The 25818-nt window shown below is 64.9% G+C and carries 22 protein-coding genes and 1 pseudogene; 14 read left to right on the top strand and 9 right to left on the bottom strand.

Features of this window, described 5'->3' with window-relative positions; translation table 11 throughout:
* Nucleotides 1-46: 46 nt before the first annotated feature.
* Nucleotides 47-341, top strand: a pseudogene (locus tag CIT39_RS02010) (sulfatase/phosphatase domain-containing protein); the annotation flags it as partial.
* A gap of 31 nt (nucleotides 342-372) precedes the next feature.
* Here the strand turns inward: CIT39_RS02010 and CIT39_RS02005 are convergent.
* On the bottom strand, nucleotides 373-1350 hold the full coding sequence (locus CIT39_RS02005) for an AraC family transcriptional regulator (protein WP_094972770.1): 978 nt from the start codon (nucleotides 1348-1350) through the stop codon (nucleotides 373-375).
* Between the two features lie 156 nt (nucleotides 1351-1506).
* On the opposite strand from CIT39_RS02005, the gene CIT39_RS02000 reads away from it, so the two are divergent.
* Nucleotides 1507-2580, top strand: a complete 1074-nt coding sequence (locus CIT39_RS02000) for a class I SAM-dependent methyltransferase (RefSeq protein ID WP_244607497.1) — start codon at nucleotides 1507-1509, stop codon at nucleotides 2578-2580.
* A gap of 270 nt (nucleotides 2581-2850) precedes the next feature.
* On the opposite strand, the gene CIT39_RS01995 is transcribed toward CIT39_RS02000, so the two are convergent.
* Nucleotides 2851-3816 (bottom strand): Bug family tripartite tricarboxylate transporter substrate binding protein, encoded by a 966-nt coding sequence (locus CIT39_RS01995; RefSeq protein ID WP_162308847.1) that lies wholly within the window; start codon nucleotides 3814-3816, stop codon nucleotides 2851-2853.
* A gap of 206 nt (nucleotides 3817-4022) precedes the next feature.
* Between CIT39_RS01995 and proB the strand changes: the two genes are divergently transcribed.
* From proB to CIT39_RS01945, 10 genes are all read left to right on the top strand, one after another.
* Entirely contained in the window at nucleotides 4023-5144 is a 1122-nt protein-coding gene (proB, locus tag CIT39_RS01990) for a glutamate 5-kinase (protein WP_094972768.1), read from the top strand.
* Nucleotides 5145-5358: 214 nt separating this feature from the next.
* Nucleotides 5359-6654 (top strand): glutamate-5-semialdehyde dehydrogenase, encoded by a 1296-nt coding sequence (locus CIT39_RS01985; RefSeq protein ID WP_094972767.1) that lies wholly within the window; start codon nucleotides 5359-5361, stop codon nucleotides 6652-6654.
* Between the two features lie 23 nt (nucleotides 6655-6677).
* A complete protein-coding gene (locus CIT39_RS01980; protein ID WP_094972766.1) occupies nucleotides 6678-7322 on the top strand; it encodes a nicotinate-nucleotide adenylyltransferase in 645 nt (214 codons plus the stop codon).
* A 236-nt stretch (nucleotides 7323-7558) separates the two neighbouring features.
* Nucleotides 7559-7930 carry a ribosome silencing factor gene (gene rsfS / locus CIT39_RS01975; protein ID WP_094972765.1) on the top strand — a complete coding sequence of 124 codons (372 nt, stop codon included), beginning with the start codon at nucleotides 7559-7561 and terminating at the stop codon, nucleotides 7928-7930.
* A 95-nt stretch (nucleotides 7931-8025) separates the two neighbouring features.
* Nucleotides 8026-8508 carry a 23S rRNA (pseudouridine(1915)-N(3))-methyltransferase RlmH gene (gene rlmH, locus CIT39_RS01970; RefSeq protein WP_094972764.1) on the top strand — a complete coding sequence of 161 codons (483 nt, stop codon included), beginning with the start codon at nucleotides 8026-8028 and terminating at the stop codon, nucleotides 8506-8508.
* A gap of 32 nt (nucleotides 8509-8540) precedes the next feature.
* Complete coding sequence (locus CIT39_RS01965) at nucleotides 8541-9875, top strand: murein hydrolase activator EnvC family protein (protein WP_094972794.1); 1335 nt, start codon at nucleotides 8541-8543, stop codon at nucleotides 9873-9875.
* Complete coding sequence (locus CIT39_RS01960) at nucleotides 9872-11230, top strand: S41 family peptidase (RefSeq protein WP_094972763.1); 1359 nt, start codon at nucleotides 9872-9874, stop codon at nucleotides 11228-11230. Before CIT39_RS01965 ends, CIT39_RS01960 begins: the two co-directional genes overlap by 4 nt.
* Nucleotides 11231-11386: 156 nt before the next feature.
* Nucleotides 11387-12616: a divergent polysaccharide deacetylase family protein gene (locus tag CIT39_RS01955; protein WP_094972762.1), complete on the top strand. Its 1230-nt coding sequence runs from the start codon at nucleotides 11387-11389 to the stop codon at nucleotides 12614-12616.
* A 77-nt stretch (nucleotides 12617-12693) separates the two neighbouring features.
* On the top strand, nucleotides 12694-13200 hold the full coding sequence (locus CIT39_RS01950; RefSeq protein ID WP_094972761.1) for an RNA pyrophosphohydrolase: 507 nt from the start codon (nucleotides 12694-12696) through the stop codon (nucleotides 13198-13200).
* A gap of 62 nt (nucleotides 13201-13262) precedes the next feature.
* On the top strand, nucleotides 13263-13763 hold the full coding sequence (locus CIT39_RS01945) for an RNA pyrophosphohydrolase (protein ID WP_094972760.1): 501 nt from the start codon (nucleotides 13263-13265) through the stop codon (nucleotides 13761-13763).
* A gap of 32 nt (nucleotides 13764-13795) precedes the next feature.
* Here CIT39_RS01945 and CIT39_RS01940 read toward each other — a convergent pair whose 3' ends face one another.
* From CIT39_RS01940 to CIT39_RS01915, 6 genes are all read right to left on the bottom strand, one after another.
* On the bottom strand, nucleotides 13796-15649 hold the full coding sequence (locus CIT39_RS01940) for a caspase family protein (protein WP_148667349.1): 1854 nt from the start codon (nucleotides 15647-15649) through the stop codon (nucleotides 13796-13798).
* A gap of 237 nt (nucleotides 15650-15886) precedes the next feature.
* Nucleotides 15887-16294, bottom strand: a complete 408-nt coding sequence (locus tag CIT39_RS01935) for a F0F1 ATP synthase subunit epsilon (RefSeq protein WP_094972758.1) — start codon at nucleotides 16292-16294, stop codon at nucleotides 15887-15889.
* Between the two features lie 87 nt (nucleotides 16295-16381).
* Nucleotides 16382-17827 (bottom strand): F0F1 ATP synthase subunit beta, encoded by a 1446-nt coding sequence (gene atpD, locus CIT39_RS01930; protein WP_094972757.1) that lies wholly within the window; start codon nucleotides 17825-17827, stop codon nucleotides 16382-16384.
* A 52-nt stretch (nucleotides 17828-17879) separates the two neighbouring features.
* A complete protein-coding gene (locus CIT39_RS01925) occupies nucleotides 17880-18755 on the bottom strand; it encodes a F0F1 ATP synthase subunit gamma (protein ID WP_094972756.1) in 876 nt (291 codons plus the stop codon).
* A 174-nt stretch (nucleotides 18756-18929) separates the two neighbouring features.
* The gene (gene atpA, locus CIT39_RS01920) at nucleotides 18930-20459 is read right to left on the bottom strand and encodes a F0F1 ATP synthase subunit alpha (RefSeq protein ID WP_094972755.1); all 1530 of its coding nucleotides are present in this window, start codon (nucleotides 20457-20459) and stop codon (nucleotides 18930-18932) included.
* On the bottom strand, nucleotides 20459-21019 hold the full coding sequence (locus CIT39_RS01915) for a F0F1 ATP synthase subunit delta (protein ID WP_094972754.1): 561 nt from the start codon (nucleotides 21017-21019) through the stop codon (nucleotides 20459-20461). Before CIT39_RS01915 ends, atpA begins: the two co-directional genes overlap by 1 nt.
* Before the next feature lie 680 nt (nucleotides 21020-21699).
* Here CIT39_RS01915 and CIT39_RS01910 point away from each other — a divergent pair.
* Entirely contained in the window at nucleotides 21700-22200 is a 501-nt protein-coding gene (locus tag CIT39_RS01910; RefSeq protein WP_094972753.1) for a septal ring lytic transglycosylase RlpA family protein, read from the top strand.
* A gap of 235 nt (nucleotides 22201-22435) precedes the next feature.
* Here CIT39_RS01910 and CIT39_RS01905 read toward each other — a convergent pair whose 3' ends face one another.
* Entirely contained in the window at nucleotides 22436-24646 is a 2211-nt protein-coding gene (locus CIT39_RS01905; protein WP_094972752.1) for a primosomal protein N', read from the bottom strand.
* Between the two features lie 112 nt (nucleotides 24647-24758).
* Between CIT39_RS01905 and CIT39_RS01900 the strand changes: the two genes are divergently transcribed.
* Nucleotides 24759-25724: a tyrosine recombinase XerC gene (locus tag CIT39_RS01900; RefSeq protein ID WP_094972751.1), complete on the top strand. Its 966-nt coding sequence runs from the start codon at nucleotides 24759-24761 to the stop codon at nucleotides 25722-25724.
* The last annotated feature ends 94 nt before the right edge of the window (nucleotides 25725-25818 follow it).

The raw sequence follows: 25818 nt of genomic DNA, 5'->3' as shown, positions 1-25818 counted from the left end.
AGGTTAAAGAGCGAGCGCGCAGCTCTCTCGGTTCGTCATGCCCCGGGGCGACCACTGGATGGGTGAGAAGGATCTGTTTCACGAGCGGTCGGCAAAAAATCCCGCTGATCGTCATCGATCCCTCGCAAGAGGCCGAAGCCACGCGCGGCACGCGCAGGGATGCGCTGGTCGAGGCCATCAATCTCGCGCCGACTTTCGTGGATTATTTCGGCGGCAAGGCGCAGGGCCCCATCCTCGAAGGCCGCTCGCTGCTGCCGCTGTTGCGCGGGCCGACGCCGCCGGACTGGCGCAAGGTGGCGTTCTCCGAATACGACTACGCCATGCAGGACGTGCGGCTGAAACCGGCCTGAGGCGGCCCCACGATCCGGTGCCTCACTCCGTTGCGATCTGCGCCTGCCGCCAAGCCGCCGGGGGCGTTCCAACCGTCCGACGAAAGGCGCGGTTGAAGGCCGCCTCGGAATCGTATCCCACCGCCTCGGCGATCCGCGAGATCGGTTCACGCCCGGACGCCAGCAAGCCCGCGGCAAGTTGCATGCGCCAACGCGTCAGGTACTGCATCGGCGGTTGGCCGATCAAATGGGTAAACCGCTGCGCGAGTGTCGAGCGCGACAGGCCGACCGATTTCGCGAGTTCGTCCAATGTCCAGTCCGCAGCCGGGCTGCCGTGCAGCAGGTTCAACGCCTGGCCAACATGCCGGTCGCCAAGCCCGGCCAGCCAACCGGTCTGTTCAGGATCGAGGCCTTCGACGTGGCAGCGTATCGCTTCGACGAACAGTAATTCGCCGAGCCGGGCAAGCACCCCCTCTCCTCCTGACCGGCGGCCCTCGGTTTCGTTGCGCGCGGCATTGATGAGAAACACCAGGCTGGAACGGTCGCGATACGCTTGGCCCCGCAGATGCAGGACCGGCGGCAACGCCTCCAGCAGCGGATTGAAGGGACGCGCGTCGCAACCGAGAAACCCGCACAGGATGCGCGCGTCGGCGGGGCCGTTGTCGCCGAGGCTGATGCGGTGCGGCAGCTGGTCGGCGGTCGGCTGGCGGTAATAACTCAGGTCGGGGATCGCCTGCATGCCTGGCCCGCTGGAGAGCACGTGCGGCGCGCCTTGCGGAAACGCGATGATGTCGCCGGCGACGAGTTGCACCGGCGGTTCATCGATCAACCCGCCCCAGCAGCAACCATCGAGCACGACATGATACTCGATGACGTGCTGGGCACCGGGCAGGACAGCCGAGGCACAGGCAGACGAGGCCGGCGCCGCGGCCACCCAGGGGGCGCGGACATCGAGATGAAAGAACATCGCACTGCTGAGCCGTACTGCGCGCAACACGTCAGACAGGGCATCCGCGCCCATGATTGGCTGCTCCAATCGCCAGACGCTCGGTCATGCGAGCCGGACGAACGGCAAAAAATAGAGATGAATCAGACGCTCAGTCAAGCCATCCGGCGGTCTGGTCATTTGTCGCAGCCTCGCAAAGACGTAGGTCTTGTCGCGTCAAAGGAGGCAGCAATGAACATCATGGTTAGAGAGTTGAACGAGCAGAAGCTCGGGACATTCGTTACGCGGATCCTGGACGATCTCGGAGCCGCCATGACCGCACCGCTGGTGCGCATCGGCGACGAACTCGGCTTCTATGACGTGCTTGCGCAGTCGGGACCGACCACGCCGCAGGAACTGGCGCACCGCACGGGGACGGTCGAGCGCATGGTACGCGAATGGCTGAGCGCCCATGCCGCCGCCGGCTATCTGGACTATGACGCTGCGAGCGGGCGCTTCTCCATGAACCCCGAGCAGGCCATGGTGTTTGGCAATCCCGATAGCCCGGTCTACATGCTCGGTTCATTCGAGGTCTGTCAGGCGGTGATGGTCGACCAGCCGAAGGTGACCAAAGCGTTCCGCAAGAACGGCGCCGCCGGCTACCACGAGCGGTGCAATTGCCTGTTCAGCGGCATGGCGCGCTTCTTCGGCGTGAGCTACAAGGCGCATCTCGTACAGGAATGGCTTCCCGGGCTGGACGGCGTGGTGGAAAAGCTGGAACGCGGCGCGCATGTCGCGGATATCGGCTGCGGCCACGGCATCTCGACCACGCTGATGGCGACGGCGTTCCCCCGCTCGAAATTCTGGGGGTTCGACAACCACGAAGGCTCGATTGCCTGCGCAAAGGACACGGCAACGCGCGACGGGGTTGGGGCAAGGACGACGTTTGAAGTCGCCACCGCCAAGAATTTTCCGGGCGACAACTTCGACCTGGTCTGTTGTTTCGATGCACTCCACGACCTCGGCGATCCCGTCGGCGCGGCGCGCCGCGTCCTGCAGGCGCTCGCAGCCGACGGCACATTCATGGCCGTGGAGCCTCGCGCAGGCGACGCATTGCAGGACAACCTCAATCCTGTCGGCCGTCTTTACTATGCCGGCTCCACCATGATCTGCACGCCGGTCTCGCTGGCGCAAGAGGTCGGGCTTGCGCTTGGCGGACAGGCGGGGCCGAGACGCCTGGAGGCGGTGCTGCGCGAAGCCGGATTTCGGAGCGTAAGGATCGCCGCCGAAACGCCTTTCAACATCGTCATCGAGGCACGGCGCTGAATTCAGGCGACGCTGTACTTCTTCTGAGTCGGGAGCGGCAGATGCTCAGCTTTTTTGGCAGGGATGTTCTTTTCATGAAGCGGACATTACGGGCAAAACAATTCAGTCAGACGCCCAGTCGAGCTAGCTGGATTCTGGATCGTTGGGTCGCCGCCCTGATCGCCGCGATGGCGCGCGCGATACGGCATGGACGCGCAGATCACCGCCGCGATGCACATCGCCAACAGGGTCGGCGCTGCAACTACGCATCATGTTGCGACGCAGGCGGCGTCAATTCGTGATCTTGTATCCCGTCGCCTTCACGATCGGCTGCCACAGCGCGATGTTCGCGGCGAGCTCCTTCGTCAATCCTTCCGGCGTCGAGCCGACCGGGATCAGCCCGATCGCGGTGAGCTTCTCCTTCACCTCGGGCTTGGCGAGTGCGGCACTCGCGGCGGCTCCCAGCTTGCTGGCAAACTCCGGCGGGCTGCCGGCCGGAAGCCACATGCCGTACCAGGCGTCCGCGACGAGATCGATGCCGCTCTCCTTCAGCGTCGGGACATCGGGCGCGAATGGCGAACGCTCCGCGCTCGATGCCGCGATGATCTTCACGCCCTTGGCGCGATGCTGCGGCAGCGCATCCGCCAACGTGACGATCCCGAACGAGATGTGGCCACCGATGATGTCGTTGAGGATCGGCGCGCTGCCGCGATAGGGCACGCGGGTCAGGGGCATGCCGAGATCCTTCTCGAGCTTGGAGCCCATGAAGTGCGGAATGGTGCCGTTGCTCGGCACGCCGAACGAGGCCTTGTCCGGATGCGCCTTCAGCCACGCCACGAAGCTCTTGAAATCGGCGGCATCGATTCCCGGACCTATCACGACCGCAAACTCGAACCGCGCCAACAGCGACACCGGCATGAAGTCCTTTGCCGTGTCGAAGCTCGGTGTCGTCTCCACCATCGGCAGCAGGTACATCGTGGGCCCCGTCGTCACCAGCACCATGCTGCCGTCGGGGCTGCCGCCCTTCACCGCCTTGATGCCGATCAGACCGTCGCCCCCGGTGCGGTTCTCGACCACCATGGTCCGCTGAAGCACCGGCGCCATCTCCTGCGCCATCAGCCGGCACAGCGTGTCGCCGCCCGCGCCTGCCGCGAACGGGAAGATGATCTTGCTCAGCCCGGCCTGCGCTTGCGCCCCACCTGCCTGCGCCAGCAGCGGCAGGCTAATACACCCGGCCATGAATTTGCGGCGATCCATGCGTTTCCCCTCCGACCCTTTATTGGTTGCCGGCATTAGAACCGGACCGGCGCCCAAGACAAGGCCGACCTTGGTTTGTTTACCATGTCGCCCGCCTTGCGCCGGCCATCGTCCTGCTGCAAAAGCGGGCCTATCGGCGCCGCTCTCTCGCTCCGCCGTTTCCGATGCAGAGCAGACCGTCAAAGCGCGCCAACACACATACCCACATGGCCAGTCCCGAACTCAGTCAATTCCGCCGCATCGTCGTCAAGGTCGGCTCCGCGCTGCTGGTCGATTCCGACAAGGGCGAGGTGCGGGCATCCTGGCTCGCCGCGCTCGCCGACGACATGGCCAAGCTGCACAAGGAGGGGCGCGACGTCCTCGTCGTCTCCTCCGGCTCGATCGCGCTCGGCCGCAGCCGCCTCAAGCTGCCGCGCGGCCCGCTCAAGCTGGAAGAGAGCCAGGCCGCCGCCGCGGTCGGCCAGATCGCGCTGGCGCGGATCTGGTCCGAGGTGCTCGGGGCCCACGGCATCGGCGCCGGCCAGATCCTGGTCACGCCCGGGGATACCGAGGAGCGCCGCCGCTATCTCAATGCGCGCTCCACCATCGGCAAGCTGCTGGAGTGGCGCGCGATCCCGGTGATCAACGAGAACGACACGGTGGCGACCAACGAGATCCGCTACGGCGACAACGACCGTCTCGCCGCGCGCGTCGCCACCATGGCGAGCGCGGACCTGCTGGTGCTGCTGTCCGACATCGACGGGCTCTACGATGCCCCGCCGAAGAACAATCCGAACGCAAAGCTCATTCCGGTGGTCGAGAGCATCTCCTCGGAAATCGAAGCGGTGGCGGGCGACGCCGAATCCGAACTGTCGCGCGGCGGCATGCGCACCAAGGTCGAGGCCGCCAAGATCGCCACCACCGGCGGCACTCATATGCTGATCGCCTCCGGCAAGATCGAGCATCCGCTGCAGGCGATCGCCGATGGCGGCCGGTGCACCTGGTTCCTGACGCCCGCCAACCCCATCACCTCGCGAAAACGCTGGATCGCGGGCACGCTGGAGCCGAAGGGCACCCTGACGATCGACGCCGGAGCCGTGACGGCGCTGCGCGCCGGCGCCAGCCTGCTGCCGGCCGGCGTGATCAAGGTCGAGGGCCAGTTCGCCCGCGGCGATGCCGTGATCGTGCGCGGCCCCGACACCAGCGAGATCGGCCGCGGCCTGATCGCCTACGACGCCGAGGTCGCCGAGCGGATCAAGGGCCGCTCCTCCCCTGATGTGATGACCATCCTGGGTATCAGCGGAAGATCGGAGATGATCCACCGCGACGATCTGGTGGTGGGCGGGTAAGGGCATAGAGCCGTCATTCCGGGATGGTCCGAAGGACCAGACACGGAATCTCGAGATTCCGGGTTCGGTGCTGACACACCGCCCCGGGATGACGTGTGATCAGGCCACTGACCCAACCGGCCCACCGAAGGGAGGTCAGCCATACCCTCCCCGCCCTTCGCAAAAGCGGGATTTCCGTGCTAGGACACTGCCTTAGCAGAAGGTTGAAACTCCAATGGCCGCCCCCCTCAAAGCCGTTGACGGCAACGCCGATCTCCAGGCCCTGATGACCGATCTCGGTACCCGCGCCCGCGCTGCCGCGCGCGTGCTGGCGCTGGCGCCGCCGGAGCAGAAGAACCGGGCGATGGAAGCCATGGAGCGGGCGATCCGCCAAAACGCTGCGGCGATCCTTGCCGCCAATGCCGAGGACGTCGCCGAAGCCCGCGCCTCCGGCAATGCCACCTCCTCTTTCATCGATCGCCTGACGCTGACGCCGGCGCGGGTCGAGAGCATGGCCGAAGGCATCGGCATCGTGCGCAGCATCGCCGATCCCGTCGGCATCGTCACCGAGAGCTGGCAGCGGCCGAACGGCATGACCATCGAGCGCGTGCGTGTGCCGCTCGGCGTCGTCGGCGTGATCTTCGAGAGCCGGCCGAACGTCGCGGCGGATGCCGGCGTGCTGTGCCTGAAGTCCGGCAATGCCGTGATCCTGCGCGGCGGCTCGGACAGTTTTCGCTCCTGCCGCGCGATCCATGAATGCCTTGTGCAGGGCCTGCGCGAAGCCGGTCTGCCTGAAGCTGCGATCACGCTGGTGCCGACGCGCGACCGCGCCGCGGTCGGCATGATGCTGTCAGGCCTCGACGGCGCCGTCGACGTGATCGTGCCCCGCGGCGGAAAGAGCCTCGTCGCGCGCGTCGAGCAGGAAGCGCGCGTGCCTGTGTTCGCGCATCTCGAAGGCGTCAACCACGTCTATGTCGATGCCAGCGCCGACCTCGCCATGGCGAAGTCGATCGTGCTCAACGCGAAGATGCGCCGTACCGGCGTCTGCGGCGCGGCCGAGACGCTGCTGGTCGACCGCGCCGCGGCCGGCAAGAACCTTAAGCCGCTGGTCGAGATGCTGATCGAGGCCGGCTGCGAAGTGCGCGGCGACGAAACGGTGCAAGCAACGGATGCGCGCGTAAAGCCTGCGAGCAAGGACGATTGGGACACCGAATATCTCGACGCGATCATCGCGGCGAAGGTCGTGGACGGCGTCGACGGCGCAATCGCGCACATCCAGAACCATGGGTCGCATCACACCGATGCGATCGTGAGCGCGGATGAGGCTGCCGCGAAGAAATTCCTGAGCGAGGTCGATTCCGCGATCGTGCTGCACAACGCCTCGACACAGTTCGCCGATGGCGGCGAGTTCGGCTTCGGCGCCGAGATCGGGATTGCGACCGGCCGCTTCCACGCCCGTGGCCCTGTCGGCGCCGAGCAGCTGACCAGCTTCAAATATCGCGTTCACGGCACCGGACAGACGCGGCCGTAAGTGATGGCGCGAGGCGCGGGGCATTGAGCAACAATTTCGTCGCGCCACGGTTCTTCGCGCAAGCCATACCGCCCTATACGAAGGGCATGCGCGTCGGCCTGCTCGGCGGCTCGTTCAATCCGCCGCACGAGGCCCATCGCGCGATCAGCCAGTTCGCCCTGAAGCGCCTTCAGCTCGATCGCGTCTGGTGGCTGGTGACCCCCGGCAATCCGTTGAAGGAGAACGGTACGCTGCACGAGCTCGGGGAGCGCATGCAGGCGGCACGCGACGTCGCCGACGACCCGCGGATCGAGGTGAGCTGTCTCGAATCCGTCATTCGCACCCGCTATACTATCGACACGATCAACACCTTGCGCCGCCGTCTCAGTGGCTTGCGCTTTGTCTGGATCATGGGCGCTGACAACCTCGCTCAATTCCATCGTTGGCAGCACTGGCGGCGCATCGCCGACCAGGTGCCCATTGCGGTCATCGATCGCCCGCCGCAGAGTTTCCGTGCTCTCGCCTCGCCCGCCGCCCAGGCGCTGGCGCGCTACCGCGTGCCCGAGAATGAGGCAGCATTGCTGGCAGACCGGCCGGCCCCGGCCTGGATCTTCCTGACCGGATTGAAGCTTAATCTCTCCTCGACCGGCTTACGGAACCCGGACGGGAGCTGGAAAGGTACGAAGTGAGACGGAGTGGCGGCGTCGTGGGGACGTCGGGCTCTCTGGCATATTGAAACCCTTAACCCCACATGATGTAGTGTAACCGGTGAGCGCCGGATTCGGCGTTCGCGATACAGTGAAAGGAATGGTCCCTGGCCACATCTGTATTGTCCAAGTCAGCTTCCACGAAGTCAGCTTCGACGAAGTCTGTTTTACCCAAGGTTGCCAAGCCGGCGCGTAAAACATCGGCCAAAGCTGCGGCCTTGAAGGCGCAACCCGACGCCGACAAGACGCTGAGCCTGATCCTCTCCCGCCTCGAGGACATGAAGGCGGAAGAGACTGTCACCATCGACCTTCGCGGCAAATCGGCGTACTCCGACTACATGATCGTCACCACCGGCCGCGTGAACCGGCATGTTGGCGCGATCGCGGAAAACGTCGCCAAGGGCCTCAAGGAAAACGGCATCAAGAACATCCATGTCGAAGGCTTGCCCAATTGCGACTGGGTGCTGATCGATTCCGGCGACGTGATCGTGCACGTGTTCCGACCCGAGGTCCGCGAGTTCTACAATCTCGAGCGATTGTACACGCAGGGTCCAGGGGCGGCGAAAGCGATCGCGGCGAAGGCGATCTAGGCTCGCTGAGCCGATTTCGAATCGGCTGACGCGCATGCTAGCGTCGTGCGCGCGCCATTTGCGCGCGGCCTTGAAAACACGACCCTGAAGATATCATGCGCGTTGCTGTCATTGCGGTGGGCCGGCTAAAGCAGGGCCCCGAACGGGAACTTGCCGACCGCTATTTCGAGCGGTTCGACGAGGCCGGCCGCAAGCTCGGATTCCGCGAGCTGCTAGTCCACGAAATCCCCGAGAGCCGCGCGCGCGACACCGCGACGCGGATGACCGAAGAGGCCGCCGCGATCTCCGCGCATATCCCGGACAAATCGATCCTGGTGGCGCTGGACGAGCGCGGGCAGAATCTCGACTCCACCGTATTCGCACGGCATCTCGGACGCTGGCGGGACGAAGGTGCCGGACATACTGTCTTCGTAATCGGAGGGGCGGACGGACTTTCGCCCGAATTGCGCCGTAAGGCCAAGCTCGCGATTGCGTTCGGCTCTGCGACCTGGCCGCACCAAATGGTCCGCGTCATGCTTCTGGAACAGCTTTATCGGGCCGCCACCATTCTGGCCGGTCACCCCTATCACCGCGCGTGATGCGCGCCACAACGAGCACCTTTGCCGACACGATGCGAGCGCCGCTCCTCAACCTGCTGCTGATCACAAGCGTCGCCGGCGCAAGCCTCGCGCAAGCCCAGACGGCAGCGCCGGCGCCGCAGACCGCCGCGGTTTCGCCCGACGCCATCAAGCAGCGCGAGCAGGAGCTGGAAGCCGCGCGCGCCAGGCAGAAGAGCGCCGAAGAAGCCCAGGCCAAGCTCAAGGCCGAGATCACCTCGCTCGGCCAGGACCGCACCCAGCTCAATCAGCAGCTGATCGACACCGCCGCCAATGTGCGCAGCGTCGAGACCAAGATCGACGAGACCGAAGCACGGCTGCGCGCGCTCAACGGACGCGAGCAGGCGATGCGCAGCTCGCTCGATTCGCGCCGCGCCGACATCGTCGAGGTGCTGGCGGCGCTGCAGCGGGCCGGACGGCGCACGCCGCCGGCGCTGCTGGTGCGGCCCGAAGATGCGCTGCAATCGCTGCGCACGGCGATGCTGCTCGGCGCCGTAGTACCGGAGTTGCGCGGCCGCGCCGAAAAGATCGCAAGCGAGCTCGGCGAGCTCGTGGCCTTGCGCAAGAATATCGCCACCGAGCGCGACCAGCTCGCCTCCGACCGCGACAAGGTCCGCAACGACCAGACCCGGCTCACCGCCCTCGTCGACGAGCGGCAGCGCCAGCAGGCGGCGCGCGAAAAGGATCTCGACGCCGAGAATTCGCGCGCGATCATGCTTTCGAAGCAGGTCGGCGATCTCCAGGGCCTAATCACCAAGATGGAGCAGGATCTGCAGAGCGCCGCCAGGGCCGCCGAGAAGGCGGCCGAGGCCGCAAGGCAGGCCGAGGCCAAGGCGGCGGCCGCCAGCGCCAGCGCCAAACCCGGCCCGGGCGTGTTCAAGGACCGGTCCCGGACCACCCCCGCGATCGTCTTTGCTTCCGCCAAGGGCCTTCTGCCCCTTCCGGTTAACGGTAACAAGATCAGGGATTTCGGCGGTTCCGACGGGGTCGGCGGGGTCCAGAAGGGCATTTCGCTGGCGACCAAGCCCGGCTCCCAGGTCACAACGCCGTGTGACGGCTGGGTGGTCTATTCAGGTCCGTTCCGCAGCTATGGACAACTCTTGATCCTCAATGCCGGGGGCGGGTATCATGTCCTGATCGCCGGGATGGAGCGCATTTCGGTCAACATCGGACAGTTTGTGCTCACGGGGGAGCCGGTTGCGACGATGGGATCGACCTCTCAGGTCGCCTCCATTCTCGCGACGAACGCGAGTCAACCTGTGCTGTATGTCGAGTTCCGTAAGGACGGCACTCCAATCGATCCAGGCCCATGGTGGGCCGCAAATGAAGGCGAGAAGGTTCGCGGATGATGCGCAAGACTTCAGTAATCCTCCTCAGCGCGGCCACCGGTGCGGCGCTGATGCTGTTCGTGACCCAGCCGCGCGCAGTGTTCATGGGCTCCAGCGCGCGAGCCGCCACCGCGGACACCTATCGCCAGCTCAATCTGTTCGGCGACGTCTTCGAGCGCGTGCGCTCCGACTATGTCGAGAAGCCCGACGACACCAAGCTGATCGAATCCGCCATCAGCGGCATGCTCACCGGCCTCGATCCGCATTCGAGCTACATGGACGCCAAGAGCTTCCGCGACATGCAGGTGCAGACCCGCGGTGAGTTCGGCGGCCTCGGCATCGAGGTGACGATGGAAGACGGCCTGATCAAGGTGGTCTCGCCGATCGACGACACCCCGGCTTCGCGCGCCGGCGTCATGGCCAACGACATCATCACCAATCTCGACGACGAGGCGGTGCAGGGCCTGACCCTGAACCAGGCGGTCGAGAAGATGCGCGGCCCGGTCAACACCAAGATCAAGCTCAAGATCATCCGCAAGGGCCAGGACAATCCGATCGATGTCACCCTGGTGCGCGACAACATCCGCGTCCGCTCGGTGCGCGCGCGCGTCGAGGCCGACGACATCGCCTATATCCGCATCACCACCTTCAACGAGCAGACCACCGAGGGCCTGAAGCGCGAGGTTGCCAACCTCTCGAATCAGATCGGCGACAAGCTGAAGGGCTACGTCATCGACCTCCGCAACAATCCGGGCGGCCTGCTCGAGGAAGCGGTCACCGTTTCCGACTCGTTCCTGGAGAAGGGCGAGATCGTGTCGACGCGCGGCCGCAATGCCGAGGAGACCCAGCGTCGCACCGCGCATTCGGGCGATCTGACCAAGGGCAAACCCATCATCGTGCTGGTCAATGGCGGCTCGGCCTCGGCGTCGGAGATCGTCGCCGGCGCGCTGCAGGACCACAAGCGCGCGACCATCGTCGGCACGCGCTCGTTCGGCAAGGGCTCGGTGCAGACCATCATTCCGCTCGGAAGCGGCAATGGCGCGCTGCGGCTGACCACGGCGCGCTATTACACGCCGTCGGGCAAGTCGATCCAGGCCAAGGGCATCGTGCCCGACATCGAAGTGCTGCAGGACGTGCCGGACGAGCTGAAGTCGCGCACCGACACCAAGGGCGAGGCTTCGCTGCGCGGCCATCTCAAGAACGACGGTGACGAGAAGACCGGCTCGCAGTCCTACGTCCCGCCGGACGCCAAGGACGACAAGGCGCTCAAGCTCGCCGACGACCTGCTCCACGGCATCAAGAACAGCGCCTCCGCCGCACCCACCCCCGGCGGCGACAACAAGGCCGCGACCGACAAGCCCAAGGCGGCGAACTAAGGCTTCAAGCCAATCCTGCCATCACGCGATCTGAGGAAAAGGGCGGCTCCTGGAGCCGCCCTTTTTGCTTGGAACTCCTGGTCCCCCGGCCTATCCCGGCCTGCCGCCGCTTGACCCCGGCGTGGTATCGTCATTGGCAGTGATTCGGGATCGCGCATGACTGAAACGGCCGATGATCTGAGCGCCCCGCTCGGACAGGACAAGCCGCGCCGGAAACGCCGGCTGCGGCTGCCGTTCACGGCCATGCAGGCGCTTGCCGTGCTGCTCGGCCTGTTCCTCCTCACCTTTGCCGGCTTCGCCATCTTCAACAAGGATCCGCTCGGCGGCGAGCCGATGACCCGGATCGCGATCCGCGAGAACGGCGCCAACAAGGCGACCGATGAGAGGCCCGCCGCCGGCCACGGCCAGAATAGCAAGCAAGACAGCAAGCACGACAGCCAGGAGGCGCCGAAGCAGGCCGCGCCCGGCGAGCAGAAGACCGTCACCATGATCGACGGCTCCACCGGCGCCCGCCACGACGTGGTGATCGGCGCCGGCGAGGACGCCGGCGACAAGGCCGGAGCGGCGTCTGCCCCGCCCGTCATGGCCGGGATCAATCCAAAACTGCTGGAGAAGTCACGCTACGGCATGATCCCGGTGGTCGCCGACGGGCTGAAGCCGTTCAACGTCTATGCGGCGGACGCCGATCGCGCCAAGGCCGCCAAGATGCCGGTGGTCGCCATCGTGATCGGCGGCCTTGGCGTCGGCGCCGCCAAGACCACCGATGCGATCATGAAGCTACCGGCGGCGGTGACGCTGGCCTTCACGCCTTATGGCACCGATCCCGGCAAGCTCGCCGAACGGGCCCGCGCTCAGCGCCACGAGATCTTCCTCCAGATCCCGATGGAGCCCTACGACTTCCCCGACAATGATCCGGGACCGCAGACGCTGCTGACCTCGCTCAGCGCCGACCAGAACATGGACCGCCTGTACTGGCATTTTAGCCGGATGCAGGGCTATGCCGGCATCACCAATTTCATGGGCGCCCGCTTCATCGCGACGGAGGCGGCGATGCAGCCGATCATTCGGGAGGCGGCCAAGCGCGGCCTCGGCTTCTTCGACGACGGCTCCTCGCCCCGCAGCATCGCACCCCAGGCCGCGGCCAGCGCGGCGATGCCGTTCGGCAGGGGCGACATCGCGATCGACGTGGTGCCGACGCCGACCGAGATCGACCGCGCTCTGAACAAGCTCGAATCGGCGGCGCGCGAGCGCGGCGCGGCTGTCGGCACAGCTAGCGCCCTTCCCGTCTCGATCGAGCGCATCGGCGCCTGGACCAAAACCTTGGGCGACCGTGGTATCCTTTTGGTGCCATTGACAACCGCGATGCTGAAATCAAAATCCAGCTAAATCAACGGATTGGTACGGCACGGGTCCCCCCGGAACCGGTCAAGCCGCAACCAGCAGCATGCGAGAGGTCTGGCGGAATGGCGCGTTACGAGGATCTGCCCTACCGGACCTGCGTCGGCGTGATGCTGATCAACGCAGAGGGACTGGTGTTCATCGGCCGCCGCGCCGGCGGCATCGAGCACGTCGACGACACCCATGTCTGGCAGATGCCGCAAGGCGGCGTCGATCCCGGCGAGGACACCTGGGACGCCGCCAGGCGCGAGCTCTATGAGGAGACCAGCGTGCGCTCGATCGAGCGGCTCGGCGAGGTCCCGGACTGGCTCACTTACGACATTCCGCGCACGGTCGCCGGGCGCGCCTGGAAGGGCCGCTACCGCGGCCAGCGCCAGAAATGGTACGCGGTACGCTTCACCGGCAAGGACAGCGAGATCAATGTGGAGAAGCCCGGCGGCGGCGGCCACAAGGCCGAATTCGTGAGCTGGCGCTGGGAGCCGATGAAGAACCTGACCGGGCTGATCATTCCCTTCAAGCGCCCGGTCTATGAGCGCGTGGTACAGGAATTTTCCCCGCTGGCCGATCAATAAATCGAATTGTCGTCCCGGCTTCGGTGCTAATGCATCGCCGGACGACGATGAGAGATTGACGCGTGACGAATGAAAAACCCTACCGCCCCAACGTGGGGATCGCCCTCTTCAATGCCGATGGCCGCGTTCTGATCGGTCACCGCTTCAAGGGCGACGGGCCAGAGATCATTTTGCCGGGGCTCGACTGGCAGATGCCGCAGGGCGGCGTCGACGAGGGCGAGGTCTTGCGCGATGCCGCGATGCGCGAGCTATGGGAGGAGACCAGCGTCAAAAGCGCAACCTATCTCGGCGAGACTGACTGGCTCACCTACGAATTCCCGCCTTACGACGGACCGCAGACGCATCGCCTCGCGAAATTCCGCGGCCAGCGCCAGAAATGGTTCGCGCTGCGCTTCACCGGCAAGGATGACGAGATCGACCCGCTGACGCCGCGCAACGGCCAGCCCGCGGAGTTCGACGCCTGGCGCTGGGAACGCCTCGAGCGCGTCGCCGACCTTGTCGTGCCGTTCCGCCGCGAGGTTTACCGAGCGGTCGCGCAGCAGTTCGCGCCTTTGGCAGGATAGGGCGCGTCGCGGGCTGTCGCTGACAGCGCGTCTTACTTGGCGGCGAAGAAGAAGTCCTCCCGTCCCGGCAAGGAGCCATAGGTATAAGGCTCTTGCCGTCCGGCCGTCGCCTCCATCACGTCGTCGCGGACGAGGCGGAAGATCTTGTTGATCTCGACGCCAGGCGTGGCGATACGCTGGACCAGCGCTATCGTGAACGGCGAGTTTTCACCCTCGCCATCCAGTGCGGTCTGCCCGTGCTTGGCCGCAAACACGACCAGCGAAGCGCCCTTCACCTTGACTTCGCCCAGGCCGCGGCCGATGGACCGCGTGCCAATGCTGCCGCCCTCCGTGTCCATCGCGACGGTGTCGCGCGTCCCGGTCTTTTGAATCTTGGCTGCGAAGGGATTGTTCCGGCAAGCGTCCAGGATAATGAGCTTCAGCTTCCTTGCACCGTCGATCGACGCCATGATCTGGTCCACTGGCACCGCTTCGAATTGAACATCCCTGTCGGTCTTGAGTGTTGCATCTACGGGGATGATGTAATTCTGACCGTTCACTTCAATGCCGTGTCCGGAGTAATAGACCATCGCCCAATCTGCTTGATCGGCGTCGGCCGAAAAGGCTCTCAGCCTTGCAATGACTTTCTCTCTCGGTTCATCGATCGTCACCGTAACCACCTCAAAGCCCAGGTTGCGCAGAGAGGAGGCGACTGCCGCGGCATCTCGTCTCGGATTGCGTAATTCGCCGGCCTTTTGATATGCGCCATTGCCGATTACCAACGCGACCCGGCGGCCCTGTTTGCTCGTGGCCTGCGCATTGGCGGGTGCCAGGGGCGTCGTCAGAATGGGAGCGACGATCGCAGGTGTCGGGACCGAGGTTTCCGTGGTCACCTTGGTGGGCGCCGGCAGAATGACGGGTTGCGGCGCACCGGAGTCATAAGCGGCCAGCCGCGCTCGCGCTGTTTCCTTGGCGCGGCCGGAAACGTCGCTCGCGCCAAGCGAGTCGAGTTTCAAAACGGCGTCTTGAAAATCTGCGCGCGCTTTCTGCAGGTCTCCCATTTTCTCGTAGGCCAGGCCTCGGTTCAGTAAGGCCGGAGAATAGTTCGGCTCGCTCGCGAGCGCCGTGTTGTAATCCGCGATCGCGGCATCCAATTCGCCGCGGAACCTGAGCGTGTCTCCACGCGTGACGTGGGCCAGCGCATTCGAAGGTGCGGCCTTGATCGCCGCGTTTGCATCCTGCAATGCCGCATCGAGGTCGCCCCGGAGCCGCCATGCCTCGCTGCGAGAGGCATACGCCTTGTGTACGTTGGGATAAGGGCGAATGGAGATCGCCTTGGTAAGGAACGGGATAGCGTCAGCGTATTGCTGGGTACGGTTGAGGGTGTCACCCAGATTTGCCAGGGTGTTGCTGTCGACCTTGAATGACAGCGATTTACGAAAGTCCTGGATCGCCTTGCCGTACTCGGCCCTGTTGAAATAGACGATGCCCCTCTGCTGATACGTGACCCACCCCGGTGCAAGGGCGACCTTACGGTCGGCATCGGCCAAGGCCCTTGGATCCAGAGGGTCGCATTTCAGATAGACCGATGAGCGATTGGTCAGGAGTTGCAGATAGTTGAAGTCGCGGTTCGGCCACAGATCCAGCGCCTGTGTCAGATCCTCGGCTGCAGCGGCACACCCTTCGTTGGAAGCGGGATAGGCATCAGCACGGAGCGACAGGAGTATGGCCCGCTTGATACGGCTGAGCGCGGGATTTTCCAGTGCATCTGAACACGCGCGCACTTTTTCTTGCCCGCGCGTTTCCCGACAGGCCTTTTCGCCGCGAACAAACTGAGCAGAAGCTTCCGTCGACAACAACGCCAGGAGTGCGGCCAGCAAGAACGCGCGGCATTCCGAAGCTGTCATGTCCTTGCCCAAGATCTATACAGCAGCAATGATGCCTATCTATCTTCGAGGCTCTCTCCTGTAAACCTTCGGCGCCGGGAGCTGCCGCGCCTCTCCCACGTGCGACCACTGCGACCACTGTCGCGACCGCGGTAGAATCGACAGGGCGCAATAAAAATTCAGCGCCCGTCATGGAAATGACGAGCGCTGAACTAAACAGAAGTTTCCGATTCGAGCCCCGAAGCGGTGCCCCGGGGCTTAGTGCATAGCCGTGCTGTTGAGCTGCTGCTGAATGCTCTTGAAGTGGTCGAGCCGCTCGATCGCGTTATCGAGCTCGCCGTCTTCGTGCTCCTTCAGCCCCTCTTCCATCTCCGAGATGGTCGCGGCGAACTGGGCACGGTCGAGTTCGGCCAGCGACGTCGCGACGTCGGCGAGCACGGTCAGGCCCTTTTCGGAGACTTCGGCGAGACCGCCGAGCACGATGATCTTCTCATGCTTGCCGCCGGCGGTGATGGTGAGAATGCCGGGCCGGATCGCAGCCACGACCGGCGCATGTCCTGCCAGCACGCCGAAATCACCCTCGACGCCGGGGATGTCGACCTGATCGACCTCGCCCGAGAATGCGAGCTTTTCCGGAGAGACGAGATCGAAGTGGAAGGTAGCCATGATGTACCTGCGAATGGTGAGTAGCGAATCGCGAGTGGCGGTCGGGAGCAGCGGACTATTCGCTACTCCCCATTCGCCATTCGCTTCTTAGGCCGCTTCGGCCGCCAGCTTCTTGCCCTTCTCGACGGCTTCCTCGATCGTGCCGACCATGTAGAAGGCGGCTTCGGGCAGGTGGTCGTACTTGCCTTCCACCAGGCCCTTGAAGCCCTTGATGGTGTCGGCGAGCTCGACGAACTTGCCCGGCGATCCCGTGAAGATTTCGGCGACGTGGAACGGCTGCGACATGAAGCGCTCGACCTTGCGGGCGCGCGCCACCGTCAGCTTGTCCTCTTCCGAAAGCTCGTCCATGCCGAGAATCGCGATGATGTCCTGAAGCGCCTTGTAGCGCTGCAGCACCTGCTGGACCTGACGGGCCACAGCGTAGTGCTCCTCGCCGACGACCAGCGGAGAGAGCATGCGCGAGGTCGAGTCGAGCGGATCCACCGCCGGATAGATGCCCTTTTCGGCGATCGAGCGCGACAGCGTGGTGGTCGCGTCAAGATGCGCGAACGAGGTCGCGGGCGCCGGGTCGGTCAAGTCGTCGGCCGGAACGTAGATGGCCTGCACCGAGGTGATCGAACCCTTCTGCGTGGTAGTGATGCGCTCCTGCAGCGCGCCCATGTCGGTGGCGAGCGTCGGCTGATAACCCACGGCCGAAGGAATACGACCCAACAGCGCGGACACTTCCGAGCCGGCCTGGGTGAAGCGGAAGATGTTGTCGACGAAGAACAGCACGTCCTGGCCCTTGTCGCGGAAGTCTTCCGCGATGGTGAGACCCGTGAGCGCGACGCGGGCGCGGGCGCCGGGCGGCTCGTTCATCTGGCCGAACACCAGCGCGCACTTCGACTTCACGCTCGGATCCGGATTCTTCGGATCGGCGTTGACCTTGGATTCGATGAACTCGTGATAGAGGTCGTTGCCCTCGCGGGTACGCTCGCCGACGCCGGCGAACACGGAGTAACCACCGTGCGCCTTCGCGACGTTGTTGATCAGCTCCTGAATCAGCACGGTCTTGCCGACGCCGGCGCCGCCGAACAGGCCGATCTTGCCGCCCTTCGCATACGGAGCCAGGAGATCGACGACCTTGATGCCGGTCACCAGAATTTCGGCTTCGGTCGACTGGTCGGTGTAGCTCGGCGCATCCTGATGGATCGGGCGCAGGCCTTCGGACTTGACGGGACCGGCTTCGTCGATCGGCTCGCCGATGACGTTGATGATGCGGCCGAGCGTGCCTTCGCCGACGGGAACGCGGATCGGCTGGCCGGTGTCGGTCACTTCCTGGCCGCGCACCAGACCCTCGGTCACGTCCATCGCGATCGTGCGCACGGTGGACTCACCGAGATGCTGCGCAACTTCCAGCACGAGGCGGATGTTGCCGTTCCTGGTTTCCAGCGAATTCAGAATGGCCGGCAGGTGGCCGCCCTCGAACTTGACGTCGACGACGGCGCCCATGACCTGGGTGACGCGACCGACCTGGTTAGCTGCTGTAGCCATGAAGCTCTCCTTCGAAATTCTGTACTTGAACGACCGTCGTTGAGTTCTTGCGTCAGACCGCCTCGGCGCCGGAGATGATCTCGATCAGCTCTTTGGTGATCTGGGCTTGACGGGTTCGGTTGTAGATCTGGGTTTGCTTGCGGATCATTTCGCCGGCGTTGCGGGTGGCGTTGTCCATCGAGCTCATCTGCGCGCCGTAGAACGAAGCGTTGTTCTCCAGCAGCGCGCGGAAGATCTGCACCGCGATGTTGCGCGGCAGCAGGCCCGAAAGGAGTTCGTCCTCCTCCGGCTCGTATTCGTAGGACGTCACCGGCGTGTTCGCCGCCTTCGCTTCCACGACCAGCGGAATGATCTGCTGCGCGGTCGGGATCTGGGCGATCACCGACTTGAACTGCGCGTAGAACAGCGTGCAGACGTCGAACTCGCCGTTCTCGAAACGGGCCAGCACCTTCCTGGCGATGTCCTCGGCGTTGACGAAACCGAGCTGACGAACGCTGCGCAAATCGAGATGCTCGACAATCTGCTTGTCGAACAGGCGGCGGAGCTGCTCATAGCCCTTGCGGCCGACGCAGAAGAATTTGACTTCCTTGCCCTGCGCCATGAGCGCCTGGGCGCGATCGCGGGCGAGGCGAACGATCGAGGAGTTGAAGGCACCCGACAGGCCGCGTTCGCCGGTGCAGACCAGCAGCAGGTGAACCTGGTCCTTGCCGGTGCCGGCAAGCAGCGCCGGCGCGCCGGGCGAACCGGCGGCAGCGCCGGCGATGTTGGAGATCACCGCGCTCATCTTGTCGGCATAGGGGCGTGCGGCTTCGGCCGCCTGCTGGGCACGGCGCAACCTGGACGCAGCGACCATCTGCATGGCCTTGGTGATCTTTTGCGTCGCCTTGGTGGAGGCGATGCGCACGCGCATGTCTTTAAGTGACGCCATTCTTCGTTCACCCCGGCGATCAGCCTGTGGCTGGACCGCGACCCTATCCTGTCGTCATGCCCGGGCGTGTCCCGGGCATCCACGTCTTCGTCTCCACGCAGCAACACGTGGATGGCCGGGACTTCAATTGCGAAGACGCACTTCGCGCTTTAGCCTGGCCCTGACGCTTCTCGATTACGCGAAGCTCTTCGCAAAACCTTCGACCACCGACTTCAGCTTGGCGGCAGTGTCGTCGGTGAGGTCGCGGGTGTCGCGGATCGAATTGAGGATGTCGGCATTCTTGCCGCGCAGCAGCGACAGCAGACCGTCCTCGAAAGCGCGCACCTTGTTGACCGGCAGCGGATCGAGATAGCCGTTGGTGCCGGCCCAGATGACGCAGACCTGCTCTTCCATCTTCAGCGGCGAGAACTGCGGCTGCTTCAGGAGCTCGGTCAGGCGCGAGCCGCGGTTCAGCAGGCGCTGGGTCGAGGCGTCGAGGTCGGAGCCGAACTGCGCGAACGCCGCCATTTCGCGGTACTGCGCCAGCTCGCCCTTGATCTTGCCGGCGACCTTCTTGGTGGCCTTGGTCTGCGCCGAGGAGCCGACGCGCGACACCGAGAGACCGACGTTCACCGCGGGACGGATGCCCTGGAAGAACAGGTCGGTTTCCAGGAAGATCTGACCGTCGGTGATCGAGATGACGTTGGTCGGAATGTAGGCCGACACGTCGTTGGCCTGGGTTTCGATGACCGGCAGCGCCGTCAGCGAGCCCGAGCCCTGCTCCGCGTTCAGCTTGGCCGCGCGCTCGAGCAGGCGGGAGTGCAGATAGAACACGTCGCCGGGATAGGCTTCGCGGCCCGGCGGGCGGCGCAGCAGCAGCGACATCTGGCGGTAGGCGACGGCCTGCTTGGACAGATCGTCATAGATGATGACGGCGTGCATGCCGTTGTCGCGGAAATACTCGCCCATGGTGCAGCCGGTGAACGGCGCGATGTACTGCATCGGCGCCGGATCCGACGCGGTGGCGGCGACGACGATCGAATATTCGAGCGCGCCCTGCTCTTCCAGCACCTTGACGAACTGGGCGACGGTCGAACGCTTCTGGCCGACTGCGACGTAGACGCAGTACAGCTTGATGTTCTCGTCGGGCTGCGCGTTGAGCGGCTTCTGGTTCAGGATGGTGTCGAGCGCGATCGCGGTCTTGCCGGTCTGACGATCGCCGATGATCAACTCGCGCTGGCCACGGCCGATCGGGATCAGGGCGTCGATCGCCTTGAGGCCGGTCGCCATCGGCTCGTTCACCGACTTGCGCGGAATGATGCCGGGTGCCTTGACGTCGACGCGCATGCGCTTGTCGGCCTGGATCGGGCCCTTGCCGTCGATCGGGTTACCGAGACCGTCGACGACGCGGCCGAGCAGGCCCTTGCCGACCGGCGCGTCCACGATGGCGCGGGTGCGCTTGACGGTCTGGCCTTCCTTGATCTCACGGTCGCCGCCGAAGATCACGACGCCGACATTGTCGGTTTCGAGGTTCAGCGCCATGCCGCGGGTGCCGTTCTCGAACTCGACCATTTCGCCGGCCTGGACGTTGTCCAGACCGTAGACGCGGGCGATACCGTCGCCGACGGACAGCACCTGTCCGACTTCGGAGACTTCAGCTTCCTGGCCGAAATTCTTGATCTGGTCCTTGAGGATCGCGGAAATTTCCGCGGCGCGGATGTCCATCAGCCTGCCTCTTTCATCGCGTGCTTGATCGAATTGAGTTTGGTGCGAAGCGAACTATCGACCATGCGGCTGCCGAGCTTGACGACGAGGCCACCGATGATCGAGGGATCGACATTCACGTTGAGCGCGACGTCCTTGCCGGTCACCGACTTCAGGGCAACCTTGAGGGCGTCGAGATTCTTGTCCGAAAGCGCTTCCGCCACGGTGACGTCGGCTGTCACCTCACCCTTGAACCTGGCGACCAGGGCGCGGTAGGCGCGAATGACGTCGACCACCACGAACAGACGGCGATTGGCGGTCAGGACTTTCAGGAAATTGGCGGAGATGCCGGCGATGCCGGCCTTGGCCAGCACGGCCGAAAGGGCCCTGGACTGGGCCTCGGCCGCGAAAACCGGGCTGCGGACGAGGCGCCTCAGGTCGGCGCTCTCGTTCAGCAGGGCCTCGAATTTCTCGAGATCTGCCTTGACCTCGTCGACCACTTTCTGGTCGCGGGCCAGATCAAACAAGGCCGTTGCATAACGGCCGGACACACCGGAAACGGACGTATCTTCTGCAGCCACAGACGCGCTCTTTTTGCTGTCAAACTCGCAAGGGAAAAACCGTCGCCACAAAGCGGCGCCAAGCGATCCAAGCCCTTGGAATTCAAGCGGGACTTCGATTTCCGGCCGACACGGGACGTGCCGGGTCCGTTAAAATCGCGGCTTTGCTAACATAGCAGGCGCGCAGGTGCAACATGACGCCAAATTAAAGGCACGAGGTTCTGTCGCCAGTTCGTCGCACGCTGGAGGCTCCGGCCACCTGATCCGACGACCGCATTGGGGACTCGAGCAAGAACCTGGTGACGACCTACCGCGTCACGGAATTGTCGCGGGCTCCACCCTGGTCTCCCCCTTTTGGTTCCTGCCCTCAGCGCATAGCGGCCATGAACACGGATCGCTGAGGCGTGACCCCAGTGCCGTCAACTCCACTCGCCGAATACTTACCGAATTCTAAACGCAGCAAGCGAGGACTTCGCTTTACAGTATTGATAAGTAATTAGCAGATTAAATAATCGTTAAAGCCGAAGAATTCAAAACATCAGCTGCAATATCGGTGCCAGTAACAAGATGTTTCGTGATGACACAGAACAGATTTACTGCCCAATTCACGCCGCATTGGGAATCGAAACGCCAACCCGCTCACAAACTGATGGGGGCTCCACTAGCCACACATGTGGCAATACTAGCTTAGGGACCACTAAATGCTGTCTTTGAAGACGCTGGGCTCCGTGACCCGGCCGCGTACGGCGATCGCTTTCGTTGCCGCAACTCTCCTCATCGGTGGCACCGCCACCGAAGCTTCCGCCAAATCCCGGCATCACCGGCATCATCATCACCGCCACCATGCTCAGACCGATACCAACGCGACCTCCGATTGGCGCAACGCCAATGCGTCGATGACGCCGTCACAGGGCTCGGGCCGCAGCTTCTCCGGCATGGCCTCCTTTTACGGCAACGAGTCCGGCAGCCGCACGGCCTCGGGCCAGCGCTTCAACCAGAACGCCCTGACCGCGGCGCACCGCTCGCTGCCGTTCGGCACCAAGCTGCGTGTCACCCATGGCGGCCAGAGTGTCATCGTCACCATCAATGACCGCGGCCCCTTCATTCGCGGCCGCGTGCTCGACCTCTCCACGGGCGCAGCTCGCGCCATCGGCCTCACGAGCCGCGGCGTCGGCCGCGTCACCGCGGAAGTCGTCTCCTGAGGCGCTTCACACGCCCTCACAATACGCGCAGATTTCCATCAGTTTGATGCGCGTCTGAAACAAGCCCGCGGTCTTGGGGGACCGCGGGCTTTTTTGCGTCCTGTCATTCCGGGGCGATGCGCAGCATCGAGCCCGGAATCCATCGGGCGTCAGGGACCGCGGTGAAATGGATTCCGGGCTCGCGACTTCGTCGCGCCCCGGAATGACGACGGAGGGTATGGACGCGGCGGTGGTCTTACAAAAAGCTCTGCGGATCGACGTCGACTTCGAGCTTCTGATTGCCCGTCGGCTTCGGGCAGACCGCGAGCCAGTTGCGCAAATAGTCCGACAGGTCGAAGCCGCGCGCCGATTTCACCAGGATGCGGAAGCGGTAGCGGCCCTTGATCACGGCGAGCGGTGCTTCGGCCGGTCCCAGCACCACGACGCGCTCGTCGCGCGGGGCGAGCGCCACGATACGACGGCCGAGGCCTTCGGCGCTCGGGCGGTCGCCGGCGGAGATGATCAGGCTGGCGAGCCGGCCGAACGGCGGATACAGCGTGCGCTCACGCAGATCGATCTCGCTGTCGTAGAAGGCCTCGCGGTCGCAGGCGATCAGCGCCTTCATCACGGGGTGATCGGGTTGGTGGGTCTGAAGATAGCCGATGCCGCGGCCCTGCTCGCGCCCGGCGCGGCCGATCACCTGGTTGAGCAATTGCCAGGTGCGCTCCGCCGCGCGCGGATCGCCGTTGGAGAGGCCGAGATCCGCATCGATCACGCCGACCAGATTGAGCCGCGGGAAATTGTGGCCCTTGGCCACCAGCTGCGTGCCGATGATGATGTCGACGCGGCCCTCGGCGATCTCGGCAAGCTCGCTGCGCATGGTCTCGATCGAGGTGATGAGATCGCTCGACAGCACCATTGTGCGCGCGTCCGGAAACAGCGCCGCGGCTTCCTCCTGCAAACGCTCGACGCCGGGCCCGACCGCAACCAGCGATTCTTCCGCCGAACAGTTCGGGCAGAGATGCGGACGCGGCATCGAGAAGCCGCAATGATGGCAGACCAGGCGCTGGCGGAAGCGGTGATCGACCAGCCAGGCATCGCAGATGGTGCAGGCGAAGCGGTGGCCGCAGCCGCGGCACAGCGTCAGCGGCGCATAGCCGCGGCGATTGAGAAACAGCAGCGCCTGCTCGTGCTTCTCGATCGCCTTTCTGATTTCGCCGGCAAGCCGCGGCGAGATATAGCGGCCGCGCGCCGGCGGCTCGCGGCGCAGGTCGATGGCCTCGATATGCGGCATGTGCTGGCCGCCGAAGCGCGAGGGCAGCGCGACGCGCTGATAGCGGTTCTTGCGCGCATTGACCTCGGACTCGACCGACGGCGTCGCCGAGGCCAGCACGACCGGGATCCTGGCGATATGCCCGCGCACCACCGCCATGTCGCGGGCATGATAATGCACGCCCTCGTCCTGCTTGTAGGCCTGGTCGTGCTCTTCATCGACGACGATCAGCCCGAGATTGGCGTAGGGCAAAAACAGCGCCGAGCGCGCGCCGACCACGACCGGAGCGGTGCCTGCGGAGATCGCCGCCCAATTGCGGGCGCGGGTGCGCGGGGTCAGCTCGGAATGCCATTCGATCGGCCGCGCGCCAAAACGATGCGCGAAGCGGTCGAGGAACTGGCCGGTGAGCGCGATCTCCGGCATCAGGATCAACGATTGCCCGCCGCGACGGATGGTTTCAGCAACGGCCTCGAAATACACCTCGGTCTTGCCCGAACCGGTGACGCCGTCGAGCAACGCGACGTGAAAGGTACCATTGGCCGCAAGCGCGCGCATCGCGTCCACTCCGGCGCGCTGCAGCGGCGAAAAATCCGGCCGGCCGAAATCGGGATCGGGGCTAGGTGGCGGCGCGGGCGGCGGCATCGGCTCGACCGTGAGCGTGCCTTCGTCGACGAGGCCGTCGATCACGCCTGCAGATACGCCCGCCTCTTTCGCAGCCTCCGACTTGCCGTGCAGCAGCCGGTCCGACAGCACCTCGATCAGTCGCTGGCGTGCAGGGGTCAGCCTCTTCGGGGGATCGCCGACCAGGCGCACGCCGGGACGCACCCGCTCGGGCCCGAGATTCTCGCCCATGCGCAGGCACATGCGCAGCACCATGCCGCGCGGGCTCAGCGTGTAATTGGCGACCCAGTCGACCACCGCCCGCAGCTCGGGCTTGAGCGGCGGAATGTCGAGCTTTTCGCTGACCTCCTTGAGACGGTTATGCAGGCGGGGATCGGGATTGGCGTTCTCTCCCCAGACCACGGCCAGCACCTCGCGCGCGCCGAGCGGCACGCCGACGAGATCGCCCGCTTTAAGCTCCATCCCGCGCGGCACCTTGTAGGAATAGGTCTGGTCGAGCGCGACCGGCACCAGCACGTCGACCATGCCGGTCGCGTGGGTGGGGGCGGTGGTGCTGCGCGGCGTGTGATCCATGAACGGAGAATCGGAACCCGGGGGCTTGAAGGCTAGCGCCCAGGGGCCGCCTTAGCGAACGATAAACGAGTGTGATGCGATATACTGGGTGGAATCATTACGTCCAGTGCGCATGAGCAAAGCCGCCGCCCCACCACTCGAACTCGCCAGCGCCGATCCCTCGATCGCGCAGGAGATGGCGCGCTGGCTGTTGCATCTCGGCGCCGAGCGGCGGTTGTCGCCGAAGACGCTGGAGGCCTATGGCCGCGACTTGCGGCAGTGCCTGGATTTCCTCTGCAGCCATTGGGGCGAGCGCGTGACGCTCGAGCGCTTCGCGGCGCTGGAGGCCACCGACGTCCGTGCCTTCATGGCGATGCGCCGCGCCGACGACATTGCCGGCCGCTCGCTGATGCGCGCGCTGGCCGGCCTGCGCTCCTTCGGCCGCTTCCTCGAGCGCGAAGGCAAGGGCAAGGTCGGCGCACTCTCGGCGATCCGTGCACCGAAGGTGGCCAAGACTTTGCCGAAGCCGCTGCCGATGGCATCGGCCAAGCGCCTTGCCGATGCCGACGAGCGGGCCGGCGAGGATCGCGAGACCTGGATCCTTGCGCGCGATGCCGCGGTGATGGCGCTGTTGTACGGCTCCGGCCTGCGCATCTCCGAGGCGCTCGGCCTGAAGCGCCGCGAGGTGCCGCGTCCCGGCGAGGGCGACGTCTTGATCGTGACCGGCAAAGGCAACAAGACCCGCATGGTGCCGGTGCTGCAGAACGTGCTGAGGCTCGTGCAGGACTACGTCGCGATGTGCCCCTATCCGCTGCCCGCCGAAGGCCCGATCTTCGTCGGCGCGCGCGGCGGCCCCTTGAGCCCGCGTATCATCCAGCTCGCGATGGAGCGACTGCGCGGCGCACTCGGCCTGCCCGACAGCGCGACGCCGCACGCGCTCCGGCATTCCTTCGCTACACATCTGCTGTCACGCGGCGGGGATTTGCGCGCAATCCAGGAATTGCTCGGCCATTCCTCGCTCTCGACCACGCAGATCTACACCGGCATCGATTCCGAGCGCCTGCTGGAAGTCTATGCCAGCGCGCATCCGCGGCGGTGAACGCCACTGATTCCTGACATGAAGCTGTCACAGCGCGCGTGCCTCTTGCGCTGGCCTCGCGGTTCGGTCAATCGTTGCGGAACCGAGGCAGGAG

The organism is Bradyrhizobium symbiodeficiens, assembly GCF_002266465.3.
Classification (GTDB): Bacteria; Pseudomonadota; Alphaproteobacteria; order Rhizobiales; family Xanthobacteraceae; genus Bradyrhizobium; species Bradyrhizobium symbiodeficiens.
This window is presented reverse-complemented; position numbering and strand designations above follow the sequence as displayed.

Coding starts and splice junctions, on each gene's coding strand:
- atpD (WP_094972757.1), bottom strand. CDS start 17,827: ATGGCTACAGCAGCTAACCAGGTCGGTCGCGTCACCCAGGTCATGGGC.
- CIT39_RS01905 (WP_094972752.1), bottom strand. CDS start 24,646: ATGGATCACACGCCGCGCAGCACCACCGCCCCCACCCACGCGACCGGC.
- CIT39_RS01950 (WP_094972761.1), top strand. CDS start 12,694: ATGGCGCGTTACGAGGATCTGCCCTACCGGACCTGCGTCGGCGTGATG.
- CIT39_RS01940 (WP_148667349.1), bottom strand. CDS start 15,649: ATGACAGCTTCGGAATGCCGCGCGTTCTTGCTGGCCGCACTCCTGGCG.
- proB (WP_094972768.1), top strand. CDS start 4,023: ATGGCCAGTCCCGAACTCAGTCAATTCCGCCGCATCGTCGTCAAGGTC.
- rlmH (WP_094972764.1), top strand. CDS start 8,026: ATGCGCGTTGCTGTCATTGCGGTGGGCCGGCTAAAGCAGGGCCCCGAA.
- CIT39_RS01960 (WP_094972763.1), top strand. CDS start 9,872: ATGATGCGCAAGACTTCAGTAATCCTCCTCAGCGCGGCCACCGGTGCG.
- CIT39_RS02005 (WP_094972770.1), bottom strand. CDS start 1,350: ATGGGCGCGGATGCCCTGTCTGACGTGTTGCGCGCAGTACGGCTCAGC.
- CIT39_RS02000 (WP_244607497.1), top strand. CDS start 1,507: ATGAACATCATGGTTAGAGAGTTGAACGAGCAGAAGCTCGGGACATTC.
- CIT39_RS01935 (WP_094972758.1), bottom strand. CDS start 16,294: ATGGCTACCTTCCACTTCGATCTCGTCTCTCCGGAAAAGCTCGCATTC.
- atpA (WP_094972755.1), bottom strand. CDS start 20,459: ATGGACATCCGCGCCGCGGAAATTTCCGCGATCCTCAAGGACCAGATC.
- CIT39_RS01995 (WP_162308847.1), bottom strand. CDS start 3,816: ATGGATCGCCGCAAATTCATGGCCGGGTGTATTAGCCTGCCGCTGCTG.
- CIT39_RS01985 (WP_094972767.1), top strand. CDS start 5,359: ATGGCCGCCCCCCTCAAAGCCGTTGACGGCAACGCCGATCTCCAGGCC.
- CIT39_RS01965 (WP_094972794.1), top strand. CDS start 8,541: ATGCGAGCGCCGCTCCTCAACCTGCTGCTGATCACAAGCGTCGCCGGC.
- CIT39_RS01925 (WP_094972756.1), bottom strand. CDS start 18,755: ATGGCGTCACTTAAAGACATGCGCGTGCGCATCGCCTCCACCAAGGCG.
- CIT39_RS01910 (WP_094972753.1), top strand. CDS start 21,700: ATGCTGTCTTTGAAGACGCTGGGCTCCGTGACCCGGCCGCGTACGGCG.
- CIT39_RS01955 (WP_094972762.1), top strand. CDS start 11,387: ATGACTGAAACGGCCGATGATCTGAGCGCCCCGCTCGGACAGGACAAG.
- CIT39_RS01900 (WP_094972751.1), top strand. CDS start 24,759: ATGAGCAAAGCCGCCGCCCCACCACTCGAACTCGCCAGCGCCGATCCC.